The sequence below is a fragment of the Defluviitalea raffinosedens genome, from assembly GCF_016908775.1.
In the GTDB taxonomy this organism is placed as follows: Bacteria; Bacillota; Clostridia; order Lachnospirales; family Defluviitaleaceae; genus Defluviitalea; species Defluviitalea raffinosedens.
The window spans coordinates 248,430-266,090 of record NZ_JAFBEP010000001.1; the positions used below are offsets into that span (position 1 = coordinate 248,430).

Here is a 17,661-nt window from a genome sequence, read left to right on the forward strand (position 1 = left end):
ACCCCTGTGCTATCTTCCAACTACACCCATACGATTGACAATGGTATCGATCATTGAATCCAAAACATTGACGACTCTGGCAGAGGCATTGTATGCATGTTGATATTTCAGCAAATTGCTCATTTCTTCATCGAGTGAAACTCCAGACATAGAGCTTCTTTGATTGTCTACATAATTGACTACAGTTTGTTTATCTTGGGTTCTTTGAGCTGCTTCATTTCCTTCTATACCAATTCTTGTTACAAATTCTGCATAATAATCCTGGAAATTAAGCTTGTGATGATTGCCTATTTGAGTTCTTTCTTCATCCCATGCAGACAGAATTTTTTGAACGACAGAGTCATCTCCTGCGTATCCTGATTGAGATAAAGGAAGTAAGTTATATCCACCATCATTTAAAAGCGCGGGATTAATAACCAAATTTCCTGCAGAATACAATGTATCAGGATCACTTGGATCTTCTTCTATATACTTTCCAGATGCATCATATCTCTCAACATTCTTTCGTGAAAAAAGTTCCGTATGCTGTGTTTTAGCGAAATCTTGCCCCATAGGAGCAGCAGGGTCTTTTTCTAATGTGGCTTCATTATAAGGCGCTAAAATATTATTAATAGTCGTTACAATGCTATGAATTAAAGTATCAAATTCCTTTTGAATCTTAGGAATTAAATAGTAGTTGCCTTCATCTTCAATAGACTTATTATCATTCAGCGTGATCTCTTCATCCTTGGTCTTATAATTTGCAGCCGCTTCTCCTCTTGCTAATAGAAGCCCTTTGAGCTTTCCTAGATCATTTTGAGCCCCTGTTGTGATTTGTGTATTCATTTTAATAACATCTTCTCCTGTATCTTCCCACACAGGTTTTACGAAGGGGCTTTTAGCCTGAGTCTGCACCAATTGCATTTTATTTACAAATTGACCATATACCAAGGTATGGCCTTCTGCTTTTACATGGACTCTTCCTGTAGCATCTTCACTGTATTGAATATCAATAAGACCCGCCAATTCATCCAGCAAAAGATTTCTCTGGTCTCTTAAATCATTGGCATGGTCTCCGTTAATTTCATATTTTGCAATTTCTTCGTTCAAATCTCTGATTTTAACTGCCAGCGAGTTAATAGTATCAACCGTATCTTTAACTTGAGTATTCAGATCAAATTGATATTCATTTAATTGCTTTGCAATATGATTGACTTTATCAATAAAAACTGAAGCGCTTTGTATAAAAGCTTGTCTTTCTTCCAATCCATCCGGTGCAGTAGCAAGTTTATTGGTTTGTCTCCAAAAATTGGTCATAACCTCACTTAAGCTTTCTCCATTAATTTCACCTAGGATGGATTCTACTTCTGAAATAACAGACTGTTTTACATTATAAAACTGATATCCACCTATTTCCGTGCGATAATTTCTATCTAAAAATGAATCCCTGATCTGTCTTATCTCTGTTATATCAACACCGGAACCTATTGAAAACGGATTATTATTTCCATTACGGCCTATGGTCGTATAAAAGGTTTCATGTTGAAGAACTTGTTGTCTTACATATCCTGGCGTCTTAACATTGGTTAAATTGTGTCCTGTTACATTAAGGCCCATTTGGCTGGTCCTTAATCCTGAAACGGCTCTTGATAAGCTTGCCATGGAACTCATAAAAAGTCACCCCCTATTGTCTTGCGTCAAAGAAGCTTCTGCCATTGGTACTTTGCATCTGTCCTCCCTGACTATAATCGTTAGTAGTAAAAGAACGCGTACTTTGTATAGCGTTGAGCGTAAAATCTATCATATCTATCGATTGATTCAGCAATAATCTGTTTTGCTCATTCAATCTTTTTAAATCTTCTAATACATTTTTTATTTCTGATTGGACTGCCTTTAATCTTTCTCTTTCTTCTTCGTTTTTTAATCTCTCAAGAAGTTTAGATATGGTTAAACTATTTTTATCTTCATTTAGAACCAAGGCAATATCATCTATGACTTGATCTCGCTTTTTTTCAAGTCGTAGGGTTTTTGCTACCATAGTTTGCTCTGTTTTTGTTAATTCCTGAAGTGCTACAGTATCTCCTGCAACAAGAATATCTGTTTTTTCTTTGGATAATTCCAATAAATTCTTATAGCACAGAGTTTCTTCTTCCAAAACTTGAATTAAATCCTGTATTAATCCTGCCACGCTAACCCCTCATTTATATTAGATCTTTTGATCAAAGGCACTTTCTACGATTTTGTCTGCTAATTCCTGAGCACTTACATTATAATTTCCTGATTGAAGTTTTTCTTTGATCTCCTGTACTTTTTCCTGCCTTATATCAGGTACTTTCGAGAGTGCACTAAGGGCAATTTGAAAGTCTCTACCTTCCTTTGATAAGGCAAACACATCCTTTCCCATAGTCTTATTGGTCTTTTCAGTTTTTTGCAATCGATTTGTATTATAAACTTCCAATACTTGATTTACTCTCGTTATTTTCATATCCTCACCTGCTTTTTCATTTATTCTCCTACTACTATATCGTCACCAATCCCATAAGAATTTAGTCTCATAAACAAAATAAAAAATCGACTTTCGCCGATTTTTTATCTTCCTTCAATTTTTTCTTTATTGAGATAATGCATCTTACTCTTTTTGGGATCAGTCTTGTCAAGCATGTAGGATCTCTTTTCTATTGGGCTTCTTAAGCTATCTGAAGCAAGTCTCACATCTCTTTCCAATTCAATAGCACATTTTTCGCAAAACCTTCCAGTTTTTATGAGCGCACCACACTTTTCGCACTCTATTCCCATAGGGGAATCTGGAGTAATAATCAGTCTTCCTTCTCTCAGGAAATGTTTGATTTCTGAAAGGGGTACCCCTGTTTCCTGTGATACTTCTGCCATAGATGCTTTTGGATGTTCATACAAATAATCTTTTACTTTCTGAAAGTCTTTTTCTTCCTCTTCTTTACAGGCAGGGCAAATCATTCTGCCAGTAATGTACTGAAATAACCTGTTACATCGTTTACAATTTCTGATATCCATTGTTTCACCCCACATTTTAAAATTTGATCAATTATTACCTTATCTCTAAACGCTGGATCTATTCTGCCTTTTTCCCGAGTCACATGTCACGTCCTATACTAAGTGAAAGAAAAAATACTTTTTTTGCTCCTCTTTCTTTGAGTAAATCAGCACAATAATTAATAGTAGTCCCTGTAGTATATATATCGTCAATTAGGAGTATTTTCATTTGGTGTAAATTTATTGTGTCATCTATTTTAAATGCCTTTTTTATGTTATTTTGTCTTTGAACGATGGATAATCCACTTTGGGGACTTGTTTCCTTCACTCTGGCAAGTATAAAAGGATCCATTGGAATGCCTAATTCGCTTGAAATCGATTTGGCTAATTCCTCTGCCTGATTATATCCTCTTTCTTTTTTTCTTCTTTTATGAATCGGAATGGGTATGATAAGATCAAACCCTTCCTCTGATATCTGATATTTTATTTTCTCTGCCATAAGCTTTCCCAAATATTTTCCATATTCTTTGTGCCCGCCATATTTGAATCTATATATTGCATCTTTTACCATACCCTCATATGCAAAAACTGCCCATCCTCTGTCGTAAACATGAGAATTCTTAATGCAATCAAAACATGTTGTTCTGTGATCAGAGTCCTGTATGGGTTTCCCACATTTTTGACAAACTTTTCCCTCAATAAATGGAAGAGTATTTCTGCATCGCTTACATATGCCCCTTTCTTCTTGAAAAGGAATAATTTCTGTGCAAAAGATACATCTTGGCGGATAGATTAAATCCAGCAATGCTTCCCACACTTGTACTCACCTTCTAGGAGGATAATTCTTTCATTTTCTTTAATCGATATGCCAATGAAGAATATCGGTTAATTTCACGATTATTGTCTACCATCCTGTGAAGTGTACTTTGAAGGCCTACAATAACAACAAGTTTCTTTGCTCTTGTAACTGCTGTATAAAGCAGATTTCTGTTCATCAACATGGGAGGTCCGCTGTGAATAGGAATAATCACAATAGGATACTCTGATCCCTGTGATTTATGGATCGTTACAGCATAAGCCAGCTCAAGTTCATCTAATTGACTAAAATCATATTCTACAGTTTTTAAGTCGTCAAATAAAACAGTAAGAGTCTGGGCTTCTTCATCGATTTCCTGTATGCTCCCTGCATCTCCGTTAAAAACTCCTACACCTTCATCTATTCTTATTCCTAGATCATTATAAATTTTCCACGGCATATTATAATTATTTTTAATTTGCATGACTTTATCCCCTTCGCGGAATAAAGTCGTACGATATTCTTTTTCTCTTTTTTTACTGGACGGAGGATTCAGTGCCTGCTGGAGAACAGTATTTAAAGATTCTACTCCCAAAGGGCCCTTTCGCATAGGGGTTAATACCTGTATATCTTTTATAGGATCACAGTTTGCAAAGGATGGAAGTCTTTTTTGCACCAGCTGCTTTATGGTTTCTATGACTTCATCCTGAATACTTCTTTTCATAAAAAAGAAATCTTTATCCTTTTCATTAAGAACAGGATATTCTCCTTTATTAATTCTGTGGGCATTCATTATAATTGCACTTTCTCTTGCCTGCCTGAAGACTTCGGTCAGTCGAACGACCTTAATCGTTTCACTTCGAATCATATCCTTTAAAACATTGCCTGGCCCTACTGAAGGCAATTGATCTACGTCCCCTACAAAAATTAATCTTGTTCCAGGGGCTACTGCTTTTAAAAGGCTGTTCATCAATAAAATATCTACCATGGACACTTCATCTATAATAATGACATCTGCTTCTAATGGTCTTTCTTCATTTCTTTCAAAAATCTGCTTTTTATTATCTTCATCTAAAAAAGTAATTTCTAAAAGTCTGTGAATTGTACTCGCTTCCTTGCCGGTAGCTTCGCTCATCCGTTTTGCCGCCCTGCCTGTCGGAGCCGCCAAAATCACGTCATAGCCTTCTTCTTCCAACAAAGAAATAATGGCATTAATTGTTGTAGTTTTACCTGTTCCTGGCCCACCAGTAATAATGAGTACCCCTTCTGTCATCGCCTCTTTGACAGCTTGTCTTTGCTCGGGCGCAAGTTTAATTTTCTTTTCTTTTTCCAGCCTGTTGATTCTTTGATCAATACCTTTACTTTGTGTTTCATCTTTCATCATCGTAAAATCTATAAGTTTTCTCGCTGTATTCATTTCAGCATAATAGAATGGTGCCAAATATACTGCTTCTATATCTTCTATCTTTTCCTGCCAAATCTGTTTGTAAATCTGAAGTTCGATCAGGGAATTCTCTATTAACTCAGATGGTACACCGAGAAGCTCATGAGCTGCTTGGACCAGATGTTCTCTTAACATATAGGTATGTCCGTTGTTTGAATGCTGATTTAGAATAAACTTAATTCCTGCTTTGATTCGGTGGGGTGAATCTTGTCCAATCCCTACAGTTTCAGCTATTTGGTCTGCCATTTTAAAACCAATGCCAAAAATGTCTTCTGCCAAACGATAAGGATTATTTTTTACTATATCAATAGTGGCTTCTCCATACTGTTTATAAATCTTTAGAGCATAGGAAGGAGAAATACCATAGTCTTGAAGAAATAAAATAGCTCTTCTTAGTTCTCTCTGTTCATGAAATATTTCTCCAATTTGAAGCGCTTTTTGCCTACTGATACCTTTTACTTCTTCTAATCGTTCCCATTCTTCTTCTATGACCCGTAGGGTATCTAAGCCAAATTTTTCAACAATACGCCGTGCCAACCCCGGGCCAATACCTTTGATGACTCCGGAACTTAGATATCTTTCTATGCCTTCTTCTGTTTTTGGAACAGTCTTTTCATAAGTATCTATTTGAAATTGGCTTCCATAAATAGGATGTGTGACCCAAGAACCAATAATTTTTAAATGCTCACCGGGATAGGCTTCAAAAAGCGTACCTACACAAACGATTTCCTCATCTTTTGTATGTATAGAACACACTGTATACCCGTTTTCTTCATTACGAAATATAATATCTTCTATGGTTCCTTCTATGACCATTTGGTTATCCATACATCCACACCATTCATTGAACAATCTAATTTTTATTCTATAATAATCCATTTTTTGATAAATGAAAAGGGGAAAAATAAAGGGCGCATCTTGCGCCCATGAAATTATATATTTGCTTCTTTTCTTAATATTTCTGCTTTATCTGTTCTTTCCCAGGGAAGGTCGATATCTGTCCTTCCGAAATGGCCGTAAGCTGCAGTTTTTGAATAGATTGGTCTTCTAAGATCCAAAGTCTTAATAATCGCAGCAGGGCGAAGATCAAAGTGTTTCTTTACCAATTCAGTGATCGCTTCATCAGATAACTTCCCTGTTCCATAAGTATTTACCAGAATAGATACAGGTTCTGCAACGCCTATAGCATATGCCAGTTCTATTTCACATTTTCTTGCAAGGCCGGCAGCTACAATATTTTTTGCCACATATCTTGCTGCATAAGCTGCTGAACGGTCCACTTTTGTCGGATCTTTACCAGAGAATGCGCCTCCTCCGTGACTTGCATATCCGCCATATGTATCTACGATAATTTTTCTGCCGGTAAGGCCTGAATCTCCCTGGGGGCCTCCAATCACAAAACGTCCTGTAGGATTAATAAAATATCTTGTATCTTTATCTAAAAGTTCTTTTGGAATTACTGGCTTTATAACGTATTCCATAATATCTCTGTGGATCGTTGACTGATCTACTTCCGGACCATGCTGTGTAGAAACAACGATAGTATCAACTCTTATTGGTCTGTCGTCTTCATATTCTACAGTAACTTGGGTCTTTCCATCCGGTCTGAGATATGGAAGGGTTTCATTTTTACGAACTTCAGCCAATCTCCTTGCCAATTTATGGGCCAGTGAAATTGGCATAGGCATCAGTTCAGAGGTTTCATCACAAGCAAATCCAAACATCATCCCCTGGTCTCCTGCACCAATCGCTTCATCTTCTTCCACAGCTTGTCCAATTTTCGCCTCTAAAGCTTTGTCAACGCCCATAGCAATGTCTCCGGACTGTTCATCAAAGGATGTCAGCACAGCACAGGTATCCCCATCAAAGCCAAACTTTGCTCTGGAATATCCTATTTCTTTTATCTTTTGTCTAACTACTTTGGGAATATCCACATAGCAGTTGGTTGTTATTTCTCCCATAACTAAAACCATACCGGTTGTTACTGCTGTTTCACAAGCTACTCTGGCGTTTGGATCTTGAGCTAATATTGCATCTAAAATAGCATCAGAAATCTGGTCACAAATTTTATCTGGATGTCCTTCTGTTACGGATTCTGATGTAAATAATCTTCTTGGCATATCGATCATCTCCTTAATATATATTTTGAGTAAAGAAAATTATTTCATACATAAAAATAAAAACCTCTTGACGAGGTTTTATACGCTATGTATGTTTTTCCTCATCTTCCGAATGCACATTCGGGGGAATTGGCACCACTGCATGAATATGCTGGTTGCCGGGTTTCATCGGGCCCTTTCCCTCCACCTCTCTTGATAAGAAAAGAATTATTTAGTTATATTACAGTGAGTATAACAACTTTAAGGATTTTTGTCAATAAAATTAAAATAATATTCCAACACCATAGCTTAGAATAGCTATAATAAGTCCTGAAACTGCTGCGCCTCCAGATACAGCTAAAAAAGCCTTTTTAAATTCCAAATGAAGAAAAGAAGCTGCCAGAGACCCTGTCCATACCCCTGTTCCCGGAAGCGGTATAGCAACGAATAAAAAAAGTCCTAAGAGTTCGTATTTTACAATATTCTTGCTTTTTTTCATAGTTCTATTCTCAATCCACTCGATCATCGGGCGCAACCATTTGAATTTCTTTAAAATTGCAAACGATTTATTTACAAATAAAATAATAATCGGGCATGGAAGAATGGCTCCTATTAAGGTTAGTATATATACCTCCCAAAAACCGATACCCCGTATAATACCATAGGGGATGGCTGCCTTTTGCTCCAATATGGGAATCGCCGCAATGAAAAGAGTCATCCATTCTTTTGAAATAAAATTCATGACTTCACCTATCCTATATTTGTTCTATATAATTGTACACGGTTCTATGATGAATTATAACATAAAAAAAGTCACCATTAAAGGTGACTTTTTAGTTGTTTATAAAGTACATTGGCTAAGCCTATGCCGTTGGATTGTGAAGCATTTTTTGCATATTCTTCATCAAGCATCTCCTGAAAAATTTCTTCTGCCTGGCTTTTTTCAATAAGTCCTCCCGGCTGAATCGTTCGTCTCATTTCTTTAAAGAGTTGATTAATAAAATAGGATTCAAACTCCTGGCAGGCTTTTTTTAAGGCTTTATCGTCCTTTTCTTCTGAAGCCTTTTTAAGTACGGATTCAAAATTTTCCAGTTCTTGACTTTGCTTTTTGGTTTCATATGCATTGCTTACAGGATAGGAAGTGGAAAAATCAATTCCATTGGTTTTCATGATTTTATTTTACCTCCTATCGTTTAAGTTGATTTGCCTGAGCAAGCATATCGTCAGATGTTTGGATAGCTTTTGAGTTGATTTCATAGGCTCTTTGAGCAACGATGAGCTTAACCATTTCTTCAACAACTTGAACATTAGAGGCTTCCAAACTTCCTTGAATTAATCTGCTGGGTTTAGTAACATCTCCATCTGCCTCATAAACAGGTTGCCCTGATGCAGCGGTTTGTCTTACAAGGTTTCGCCCTACATCTTCAAGACCTGCTCTATTGGGGAACTGAACAACTGCCAATTGAGCTATTTCAACAGTTTCTCCGTCCTCATCCACATAAGAAATAATACCATCTTCTCCAATAATTAAATCAGAAATTTTTACTTCCGGATCAAAGTAAATAGGCTCTTCATCTATGCTTAATACAGGATATCCGTCAGAAGTCACAAGCATTGTCTCATCATCCACTACACTCACTTTAAAGCTTCCATCTCTGGTATACATAATTTCTTCATTTGGCCCTTGCACAGCAAAAAATCCTTCCCCATCAATCGCAATATCTAAGGGGTTATTTGTCACTTCAATATTACCCATAGAATAGTCTTTAACGGTGGCTATAGGTCTGACACCATAACCTATTTGAATACTTACTGGCCTTCCGGCGCCATTTTCGTCTACTCCTGCTTTTTGCATGGTTTCATATAAAAGAGATTTAAATTCTACCCTGCTTTTTTTATAACCCACTGTATTCACATTTGCTAAGTTATTTGAGATATTATCCACATTCAATTGCTGGGATGTCATTCCCGAGGCTGCTGTCCATAATGAACGCATCATTTCACATTCCCCCTATCATATTATACTCTTCCAACATCGTTGACTGCTTTCCCTAAGGTTTCATCATGAGTTTGAATTGCTTTTTGATTGGCTTCATAAATTCTTGTAGCTGTAATCATATCTACCATTTCTCGTATTACATTAACATTAGAACCTTCTAAAAATCCTTGTACGATTCGACTTTCAATATTTTTTTCTGTAGTTTCTTCGGTTCTTTCCAATAAATTATCTCCAAGTTTGCTGAGGGTCTCAGGATTTTCAAATTCTACTATTCTCAATTGATCTATAAGCTCATCATTGACATATATATTACCTGACTCATCAATGCGTACATCTCCCTGGCCTATGCGAATTGGTCCATTTTGGCCAAGTACCATATTCCCTTCTTTGGTCATAAGCATTCCATTCGCATCCAGTGCAAAAGAACCGTCCCTTGTGTATACTTCTCTGCCGTCTTCCATGCCTACAGCAAAAAAAGCTTTTCCTTGGATAGCTACATTTAGCGGATCATCGGTTTGCTTAAGGGTACCCTGAGTATAATTTGTATAAACTTGATCATTATATAATCCTAAGCTCATACGTCCAATATTACGGTTATTTGAAAATCCATTTTTTCTATCTTGTATGCGCTTTGTGAGTTCCTCAGGGAATGAACGTGACACAACAATATCCTTTTTATATCCGGTAGTATCTACATTGGCTAAGTTATTCGTCAGAATATCCATTTTTTCAAACTGTGTTTTCATTCCAATTGCAGAAGTGTATAATCCTCTAATCAAGTCAAGTCCCCCTATTAATTAATAAATTTTTATTTTTTCCCGCCTGCCATAAACTCTACATATTTACCAGTTCCAATTGCTACACAGGAAATAGCATCCTCTGCAATAATCACATTAATGCCTGTTTTTTCTTTTATTAATTTATCAAGGCCATAAAGGAGTCCTCCGCCTCCAGTCATAACAATGCCTCGGTCTGAAATATCTGCTGCCAGCTCCGGTGGAGTTTTTTCCAATACACCATGAACTGCCTCAACAATACTTGCAACAGGTTCTTGAAGAGCTTCAAGCATTTCTTCAGAAGTTACTGTAATCGTTTTAGGGAGTCCAGTGATGAGGTTTCTTCCTCTAACGTCCAGAGAAACAGGCTGGGTTCTTGGGTAAGCTGTTCCTATATTAATCTTCAAGTCTTCTGCTGTTCTTTCTCCTATTAAAACATTATGCTTCTTTCTCATATATCGGACAATTGCTTCATCGAAATTATCCCCAGCTATTTTTAATGAAGAACTTACAACAGTGCCTCCAAGGGAAATTACAGCAATATCCGTTGTTCCTCCTCCAATATCCACAACCATACTTCCACAAGCTCGTCCTATATCTATTCCCGCACCAATAGCAGCAGCAATAGGCTCTTCGATCACAAATACCTGCCTTGCCCCTGCCTGTCTTGTTGCATCTTCTACAGCCCTTTTTTCCACTTCCGTTACTCCGCTTGGAACACATACTGCAATACGTGGTTTTAAAAGGAGCTTTCTTCCTACTGCTTTTTGAATAAAATATTTTAACATTTTTTCTGTTATATCATAATCGGAAATAACACCTTGTCGTAAAGGACGAATAGCAACAATATTACCAGGCGTGCGGCCTAACATTCTTCTTGCTTCTTCCCCCACTGCAAGGATCTGACGTGTATTATTATCAATCGCTACAACTGAAGGTTCTTCCAATACTATGCCCTGTCCTTTTATGTATACAAGAACACTGGCAGTTCCTAAATCAATTCCAATATCTGTTCCAAACATTTTCATTCTCCTTTGTACTCTCATAAAATGTTATCGTCATTTATTAGTAAAAATATTATACCTTCCATACTATTTTCATTTATCTTATTATATCTAATTTGTGTAAAATATTCAAAGGTATTTCCTATGAAATTTTGCAAAATAATAACTAGGAAGCATACCTCCCTAGTTATTATTTTATATCGTATTATCTTTTCTTTTTACCTTTTTTAGTTAAATTCATGTATTTTTCTTTGGTGGCCAAACCGCCTCGAAGATGTCTTTCCGCTTTATTAAATTCCAAAACTTTTCTCGCCTGTATAGCCAGTTTTGGATTTATTTTTTCCAATCGTTCTGTAACATCTTTATGAACGGTACTTTTGCTTATTCCGAATTTTTTGGCTGTTTCTCTTACGGTAGCATTGTAACCAATGATAAAATTTGCTACTTCTATGGCTCTTTCTTCAATATACCCTTTCAAAAGATGGCCCCCCTTAACACAACTCTTGTTTTATATATATGTTAAGGGGGGCTGGTTTATGATTTAGTATTTAGTTATTTGTTAAGAACTGCTTCGGATCTACAGGGGTATCATTTTTTGTTACTTGAAAATACACATGATCTCCTAAAGCAATAGAATACTTTGTAGGCGTTCCAATTTCTCCTATAACTTGGCCTTTTTCCACTATCTCATTTTGTTTGACGGAAATATTTTTCTGTAATTGGCCATATATTGTCTTCCATCCATCTCCATGATCCAGGATAACAGTAATGCCGGTTTCAGGATCGTTTTTAATCATTTCAACTTTTCCTTTCGCCGCAGCTTTTACAATTCCTTCTTCTGATGGAGCAATGCAAATAGCCGGATGAACCCTGTATTGTTCCAGGGTCTTGTCAAAAACTAATTTGTCCGCACTGTAATCCATTACAATTTCCCCGGTTACAGGCCAGATAAGAGAAGCATTTTCGCTGAATGAAAAAGTTTCTTCAACTTCTTCACTGGTTTCTCTCTTTTCATTTCTACTTTCGTTAACTTTTTCTGAGGAAGCCGACTTATTGCTTTTCGTTTCTTCGCCAGATACTACTATAATATCTTTTGTAGCACTTGTATCTTCTCTCGCCGTCTCTTCTTCCGAAGGGCTCTCTACAACTGCGCTTCCAGCCCCCTCGATATCTTCTTTTGTAATGTTAAGATCTTCCTGATAAGCTTTAATCGTTCCTACGTCTTCTAAATCATAATCTCCAAATTCTTCATCTAAGTCGATGGCATTTTGCTCGTTCAGTTTGTCTAGTGTCTTCATATTATTTCTGGTGATAAATGTTGTCGTTCCGATCACTGTTAAAATACATAATAACAAAATAGCATAATAACTTTTCTTATTTAGATACGTCCAAAATTTTTTCATTATATCCACCTCCGTCTATAGTATAACCGGAGGTAAAATGGGCTATTCACTTTTCAAAATATTTTCCTCTATTTCATTGATTTCTTTAATCTGAACTCCCTGATAGTAATGGGTTAAAATTTCTTGATAGTCTTTTCCTTGTTTAGCCATGGAATTGGCTCCGTACTGGCTCATTCCAGCCCCATGGCCATACCCCTTGGTAGTGAATATAAGATTATCTCCTTCTTCTTTAATAGCGAAGCAGCTGGACCTTAAATTGAACAATTTTCTTATTTCCTCCCCACTTAGAAGCTTGTTGCCTATTTGAATCTTCTTAATATATCCTCCGCTATTTCTTTCTATAATCTGAATCTGCTGCATTAAATCCTGAATGACGAGATCTGGATATTTGTCTTTCAATAAACGGTACACTTCCTGTTTAGAAAGTACTGTCTCATATTCAAATGAAGGAGCTTCCTCATCTCCTGTACTTTCTACGCTTTTTAGGTATGGTACATCTACTTCCCATACATCTTTGGCACTTTGCGTAATTCCTGCACTGGTAGAATGAAAAACCGCTTCTATGGGCTCTTCTTCATAAGTCATAATCTGATTCTTGGTTTCTTCCACTGCTCTTGCGATTTTATCATAGTATGTGTAAAAGTTTTCTCCCCACTTTTTTTTTAGTTCTTCTTTAGATAAATATGCCTGCCCTCTGGAAGGATCCGTTGAAATATCCGCTCCTTTAAGATCCTCACTTCCTTTTTGATTCATTTTTTTAATAGCATAAGTTCTTGCTGCCACAGCCTGCGCCTTTAAGGCTTCTATTTCAAAGGATGCAGGCATCTCTGCCGCTAATACACCTTTTATGTACTCTTCAAATTCCAATTCCATAATTTCCCCAGTCTGTGCATTTAAAACTTTAATGACTTTTATATTTTCTTTATTGTCGCTTTCTACCTTATTATTGATGTTCTTTCCTATGTCTTCCTGCTGGTTGATTTGACTGTCTCCCACAAAGGAGGTAATAAAAGCTGGCAATACAATAATTGCGAAAAATACCATTAAGAAAAGAGCTCCTACTTTTTTCAAGTTATCCCCCCTGTAACTTTGTACCCATATGTAAATCATGATGTCTTGTACATTTATATGTAAGGGAAATAAAATTCATGCCCTAAAAAGAAAATAGCCTGCAGCCTTAAGGCTGCAGGCTATTTTATCTTTTCTATTCTTGCTCCAAGGGCTGCCAACTTTTTTTCCATTTCTGAATAGCCTCTTTCTATATGATAAATGTCACTGATTTCTGTTGTTTCATCTGCTACCAATGCACATAGAATCAGAGCTGCACCAGCCCTTAAGTCTGTTGCTTTAACCTGTGTTCCCGTGAGTTTTTTTACTCCGTCTATAATAGCACTCCTGCTTTCTATTTTGATCTGAGCACCCATTCTTTTTAATTCACCCACATGCATAAAACGGTTCTCAAATACCGTTTCTATCACCATGCTTGTACCTTCTGCAACACTGAGTAAACTCATAAAAGGTGCTTGCATGTCTGTAGGGAATCCGGGATAGGGTAATGTTTTTATGTCTACGGCTTTTATATTATTCCTGCCGCACACCTTAATCCCTTTTTCTGTTTCTGAAACATCTATATTACATTCTTTTAGCTTTGCTATAATAGGCTTTAGATGATCACTTACAACATTTTCAAGAAAAACTTCACCCCTTGTAATGGCTCCTGCAATCATAAAAGTTCCTGCTTCTATTCTGTCGGGGATCACACAATGGGTTGTACCTGTAAGCTTCTCTACACCATTAATTTTAATGGAATCCGTTCCTGCGCCCCTTATATCTGCCCCCATTTTATTGAGGTAATTGGCAAGGTCAACAATTTCCGGCTCTACTGCTGCATTTTCAATAATGGTCGTGCCCTCCGCATATACGGCAGCCATCATAATGTTTTCTGTGGCTCCGACACTGGGGAAGTCCAAATAAATTTTACTTCCTTTCAATTTGTCTGCATAAGCTTCTACATATCCATTTTGTTGTGTGATTTCTGCCCCCAGGGCACTAAATCCTTTAAGATGAAGGTCTACAGGTCTACTGCCGATGGCACATCCTCCAGGAAGAGGAATCTTGGCTTTACCAATTCGGGCAAGAAGTGGACCCATGATTAAAAATGAAGCTCTCATCTGACTGACTAAATCATAAGGGGCCTCATATTCAGTAATATGATCTGTAATGAGTTCGATTTCACTCTTTGCTTTGCTCCATTTGATTGTTACACCTAAGTGCTGCAAGAGATGTTGCATAATAACGACATCTTTAAGGTTAGGAACATCGCCTATTATACTTTTTCCCTCTGCCAGCAGGGAAGCTGCCAGTATGGGAAGAACAGCATTTTTTGAACCACTGATTCTGATGCTGCCTCTTAAAGGAGGACTTTTATGGACAACTAATTTAGCCAATGCACTCTTTCCCTTCTAGTAATCTACTGTAATGACTGGAGTTGCAAGATAAAGATAAGTATTGTCTTCATATTCATTGTAGTGAAAAGCAAGATTCACATTAATCTTCTTTCCATTGGAAACCAACCAATCACTAATTAATCTTGTGTACCCATAAACACTGTAAATTTCCTCTGTCTCGTAAGTTTCTTCAATTTTTGCTCCTATATCTTTCATCATGCTTTTTGCAATCTTTTGTTTTTGTTCTTTGTTTAAAGTTCCTCTAAGAGTTCCGGCAATGGTAATATTGGTAGTTGGCTTTATATTATTTTCTGCAAAGATGCTATCTATTTCTTCTTTTAAATAAGGGATGCTGTTGTATTGGCCATATAAAATAATATCGATGACGACATAGGTACTTGCACTATTTTCTTCTTCATATTGAATGGATTCTAATTTGACTGTAGTTTTAGCATTTTTAGAAGCCTTAGTTACAATGAATTCTTTAAAGGTTTCGCTCTCTTTTTCTTCTGTATTGTCTATATCATAGATTCCCAACGCATCGGTTATTCTCTTAGAGTAAACTTTCATTTTTTCAAGGCTGGAAAATGATTGATTTAAAAGCCCCCAACTATTGAGATTGATTTGAATGGTTTGAAAATCAGAATTATTAAACGCTGAAAGAAGAGTTCTTTCACCATTTTTATTATTTCCTATTTGCAAAAAAGCTACACTATAAACTATTGCTAAAAATCCTAAAAAAATGATTGCCTTTTTTTTCATTTTATTTCCTCCCGCCCATGAATCTATTTAAAAGTATGGACAAGTAGAAAATATTTAATCGTTTTAAAAAATTTTTCAAAAAAAGAACGGCCAAAGCCGTTCTTATAAAATTGATATTTAACGATTTTTATTGTATTGACTGAGTTCAAGCCTTATAAGAGCCCTTCTTAAGGCACTTTCTGCCCGGGCAACGTTAATGTCTGCAGTTCTTTTTGCCAGTCTTTCTTCTGCTCTTCTTTTCGCTTCTTCCGCTCTACGTACATCAATTTCTTCCGGCCATTCTGCTGCATCGGTAAGAATGGTAACTTTATCCGGTTGTATTTCTGCAAATCCTCCAATTAAAGAAGCTTTTCTTTCGTTCCCATCTTGCTTGATGCGAATGGTCCCAATGGAAATAATCGCTGTCAGAGGCTGGTGATTGGGAAGTACACCGATATCGCCTTCTGTAGTTCGAAAGCTTACACGATCCACTTCTCCACTAAAAAAATTCTTTTCCGGTGTAATGATTTGAAGTTGCAGTTTCATACAATCACCTACAATGTTTTGGCTTTTTCTATAGCGTCATCAATGGTACCAACCATATGGAAAGCAGTTTCTGGAAGATCATCGTGCTTTCCTTCTATGATTTCTTTGAAGCCTCTTATGGTTTCTTTTAACGGAACATATCTTCCTGGCATTCCTGTAAAGGTTTCTGCCACAAAGAAAGGTTGTGACAAGAAACGTTGTACTTTTCTTGCACGGCTTACAATCAGCTTGTCTTCTTCGGATAATTCGTCCATTCCTAACATAGCTATGATATCTTGAAGTTCTTTGTATCTTTGAAGGATCGCTTGTACACCTCTGGCTACCTCATAATGTTCTTCACCTACAATAGCAGGATCTAATATTCTTGAAGTAGAATCCAGTGGGTCAACAGCAGGATAAATTCCCAATTCAACAATAGCACGGGAAAGTACAGTAGTCGCGTCAAGGTGAGCGAATGTTGTTGCCGGTGCCGGGTCTGTCAAGTCGTCGGCAGGCACATATACTGCCTGAACCGATGTAATGGAACCTCTTTTGGTTGATGTTATTCTTTCCTGAAGCGCCCCTACTTCTGTTGCAAGGGTAGGCTGATATCCTACAGCACTGGGCATACGGCCAAGAAGCGCTGATACTTCAGATCCCGCTTGAATGAAACGGAAAATATTATCAATGAATAAAAGTACGTCCTGACCACTTTTATCTCTAAAGTATTCTGCCATAGTAAGGCCCGTAAGCCCAACTCTCATTCTGGCTCCAGGAGGCTCGTTCATCTGTCCGAACACCATGGTTGTTTTATCTAATACTCCAGAGCCTGCCATTTCATGGTAGAGGTCATTTCCTTCCCTTGTTCTTTCACCAACGCCGGTAAATACGGAAACGCCTCCATGCTCTGTTGCAATATTTCTGATCAATTCTTGAATCAATACAGTTTTACCTACACCTGCTCCACCAAAAAGCCCTATCTTTCCACCTTTTGAATAGGGGCATAGAAGGTCTACAACTTTGATTCCTGTTTCCAGGATTTCAATTTCTGTAGATTGTTCTTCAAAATCTGGGGCAGGTCTATGAATGGACCATTTTTCCTCGGTTTCTGGAGTTGGCCTATTGTCAATAGCTTCTCCAACAACATTAAATATTCTTCCGAGGGTTTTTTCTCCTACAGGTACACAAATAGGGCTTCCTGTATCAACAGCTTCCATTCCCCGAGTCAAACCGTCTGTAGATGCCATAGCAACACATCTTACAACATCATCTCCCAGATGCTGCGCTACTTCTACGGTCAGCTTTTCTCCATCCTGCCTTGTAATAACAATCGCATTATTCAGCGCAGGAAGATGCTCGGGGGAAAACTTAATATCCAATACAGGCCCTATAATTTGTACAATTTTCCCTATATTTGCATCCGCCATGGATTTTTCACT

Annotated in this window: 19 protein-coding genes and 1 riboswitch; all 19 genes read right to left on the reverse strand. The window is 37.2% G+C overall.

What is annotated here, in order from left to right:
* Positions 1–9 precede the first annotated feature (9 nt).
* The 19 genes from flgK to atpD all read right to left on the reverse strand — a co-directional run bounded on the left by flgK (position 10) and on the right by atpD (position 17,649).
* Positions 10–1,650, reverse strand: a complete 1,641-nt coding sequence (gene flgK / locus JOD07_RS01220; protein WP_158739853.1) for a flagellar hook-associated protein FlgK — start codon at positions 1,648–1,650, stop codon at positions 10–12.
* Between the two features lie 13 nt (positions 1,651–1,663).
* On the reverse strand, positions 1,664–2,167 hold the full coding sequence (locus JOD07_RS01225) for a flagellar protein FlgN (protein WP_158739854.1): 504 nt from the start codon (positions 2,165–2,167) through the stop codon (positions 1,664–1,666).
* An 18-nt stretch (positions 2,168–2,185) separates the two neighbouring features.
* A complete protein-coding gene (flgM, locus tag JOD07_RS01230; protein ID WP_158739855.1) occupies positions 2,186–2,464 on the reverse strand; it encodes a flagellar biosynthesis anti-sigma factor FlgM in 279 nt (92 codons plus the stop codon).
* 104 nt (positions 2,465–2,568) lie between these two features.
* Entirely contained in the window at positions 2,569–3,009 is a 441-nt protein-coding gene (locus tag JOD07_RS01235; protein WP_158739856.1) for a TIGR03826 family flagellar region protein, read from the reverse strand.
* Positions 3,010–3,088: 79 nt separating this feature from the next.
* Positions 3,089–3,805, reverse strand: coding sequence for a ComF family protein (locus JOD07_RS01240; RefSeq protein WP_158739857.1), 717 nt, complete (start codon positions 3,803–3,805; stop codon positions 3,089–3,091).
* Positions 3,806–3,818: 13 nt separating this feature from the next.
* Entirely contained in the window at positions 3,819–6,107 is a 2,289-nt protein-coding gene (gene recD2 / locus JOD07_RS01245) for an SF1B family DNA helicase RecD2 (protein ID WP_330636076.1), read from the reverse strand.
* Between the two features lie 53 nt (positions 6,108–6,160).
* Positions 6,161–7,348: a methionine adenosyltransferase gene (gene metK, locus JOD07_RS01250; protein ID WP_158739858.1), complete on the reverse strand. Its 1,188-nt coding sequence runs from the start codon at positions 7,346–7,348 to the stop codon at positions 6,161–6,163.
* A 98-nt stretch (positions 7,349–7,446) separates the two neighbouring features.
* Positions 7,447–7,550: riboswitch (SAM riboswitch) on the reverse strand.
* A gap of 60 nt (positions 7,551–7,610) precedes the next feature.
* On the reverse strand, positions 7,611–8,069 hold the full coding sequence (locus JOD07_RS01255) for a COG2426 family protein (RefSeq protein WP_158739859.1): 459 nt from the start codon (positions 8,067–8,069) through the stop codon (positions 7,611–7,613).
* Between the two features lie 77 nt (positions 8,070–8,146).
* Positions 8,147–8,497, reverse strand: coding sequence for a rod-binding protein (locus JOD07_RS01260; protein WP_158739860.1), 351 nt, complete (start codon positions 8,495–8,497; stop codon positions 8,147–8,149).
* A gap of 16 nt (positions 8,498–8,513) precedes the next feature.
* Positions 8,514–9,326 (reverse strand): flagellar basal-body rod protein FlgG, encoded by an 813-nt coding sequence (gene flgG / locus JOD07_RS01265; RefSeq protein ID WP_158739861.1) that lies wholly within the window; start codon positions 9,324–9,326, stop codon positions 8,514–8,516.
* 20 nt (positions 9,327–9,346) lie between these two features.
* Positions 9,347–10,105: a flagellar basal-body rod protein FlgF gene (gene flgF, locus JOD07_RS01270; RefSeq protein WP_158739862.1), complete on the reverse strand. Its 759-nt coding sequence runs from the start codon at positions 10,103–10,105 to the stop codon at positions 9,347–9,349.
* A gap of 29 nt (positions 10,106–10,134) precedes the next feature.
* Positions 10,135–11,124, reverse strand: coding sequence for a rod shape-determining protein MreB (gene mreB, locus JOD07_RS01275; RefSeq protein ID WP_158739863.1), 990 nt, complete (start codon positions 11,122–11,124; stop codon positions 10,135–10,137).
* Positions 11,125–11,311: 187 nt separating this feature from the next.
* The gene (gene spoIIID / locus JOD07_RS01280) at positions 11,312–11,584 is read right to left on the reverse strand and encodes a sporulation transcriptional regulator SpoIIID (RefSeq protein WP_158739864.1); all 273 of its coding nucleotides are present in this window, start codon (positions 11,582–11,584) and stop codon (positions 11,312–11,314) included.
* Between the two features lie 70 nt (positions 11,585–11,654).
* Positions 11,655–12,509 (reverse strand): M23 family metallopeptidase, encoded by an 855-nt coding sequence (locus JOD07_RS01285; RefSeq protein WP_204611717.1) that lies wholly within the window; start codon positions 12,507–12,509, stop codon positions 11,655–11,657.
* 42 nt (positions 12,510–12,551) lie between these two features.
* Positions 12,552–13,580, reverse strand: a complete 1,029-nt coding sequence (gene spoIID / locus JOD07_RS01290; RefSeq protein WP_158739866.1) for a stage II sporulation protein D — start codon at positions 13,578–13,580, stop codon at positions 12,552–12,554.
* Positions 13,581–13,699: 119 nt separating this feature from the next.
* Complete coding sequence (gene murA, locus JOD07_RS01295; RefSeq protein ID WP_158739867.1) at positions 13,700–14,956, reverse strand: UDP-N-acetylglucosamine 1-carboxyvinyltransferase; 1,257 nt, start codon at positions 14,954–14,956, stop codon at positions 13,700–13,702.
* 15 nt (positions 14,957–14,971) lie between these two features.
* Positions 14,972–15,718: a YwmB family TATA-box binding protein gene (locus JOD07_RS01300; RefSeq protein ID WP_158739868.1), complete on the reverse strand. Its 747-nt coding sequence runs from the start codon at positions 15,716–15,718 to the stop codon at positions 14,972–14,974.
* Positions 15,719–15,835: 117 nt separating this feature from the next.
* Positions 15,836–16,243, reverse strand: a complete 408-nt coding sequence (locus tag JOD07_RS01305; RefSeq protein WP_204611719.1) for a F0F1 ATP synthase subunit epsilon — start codon at positions 16,241–16,243, stop codon at positions 15,836–15,838.
* A gap of 8 nt (positions 16,244–16,251) precedes the next feature.
* Positions 16,252–17,649 carry a F0F1 ATP synthase subunit beta gene (gene atpD, locus JOD07_RS01310; RefSeq protein WP_204611721.1) on the reverse strand — a complete coding sequence of 466 codons (1,398 nt, stop codon included), beginning with the start codon at positions 17,647–17,649 and terminating at the stop codon, positions 16,252–16,254.
* Between the last annotated feature and the right edge of the window lie 12 nt (positions 17,650–17,661).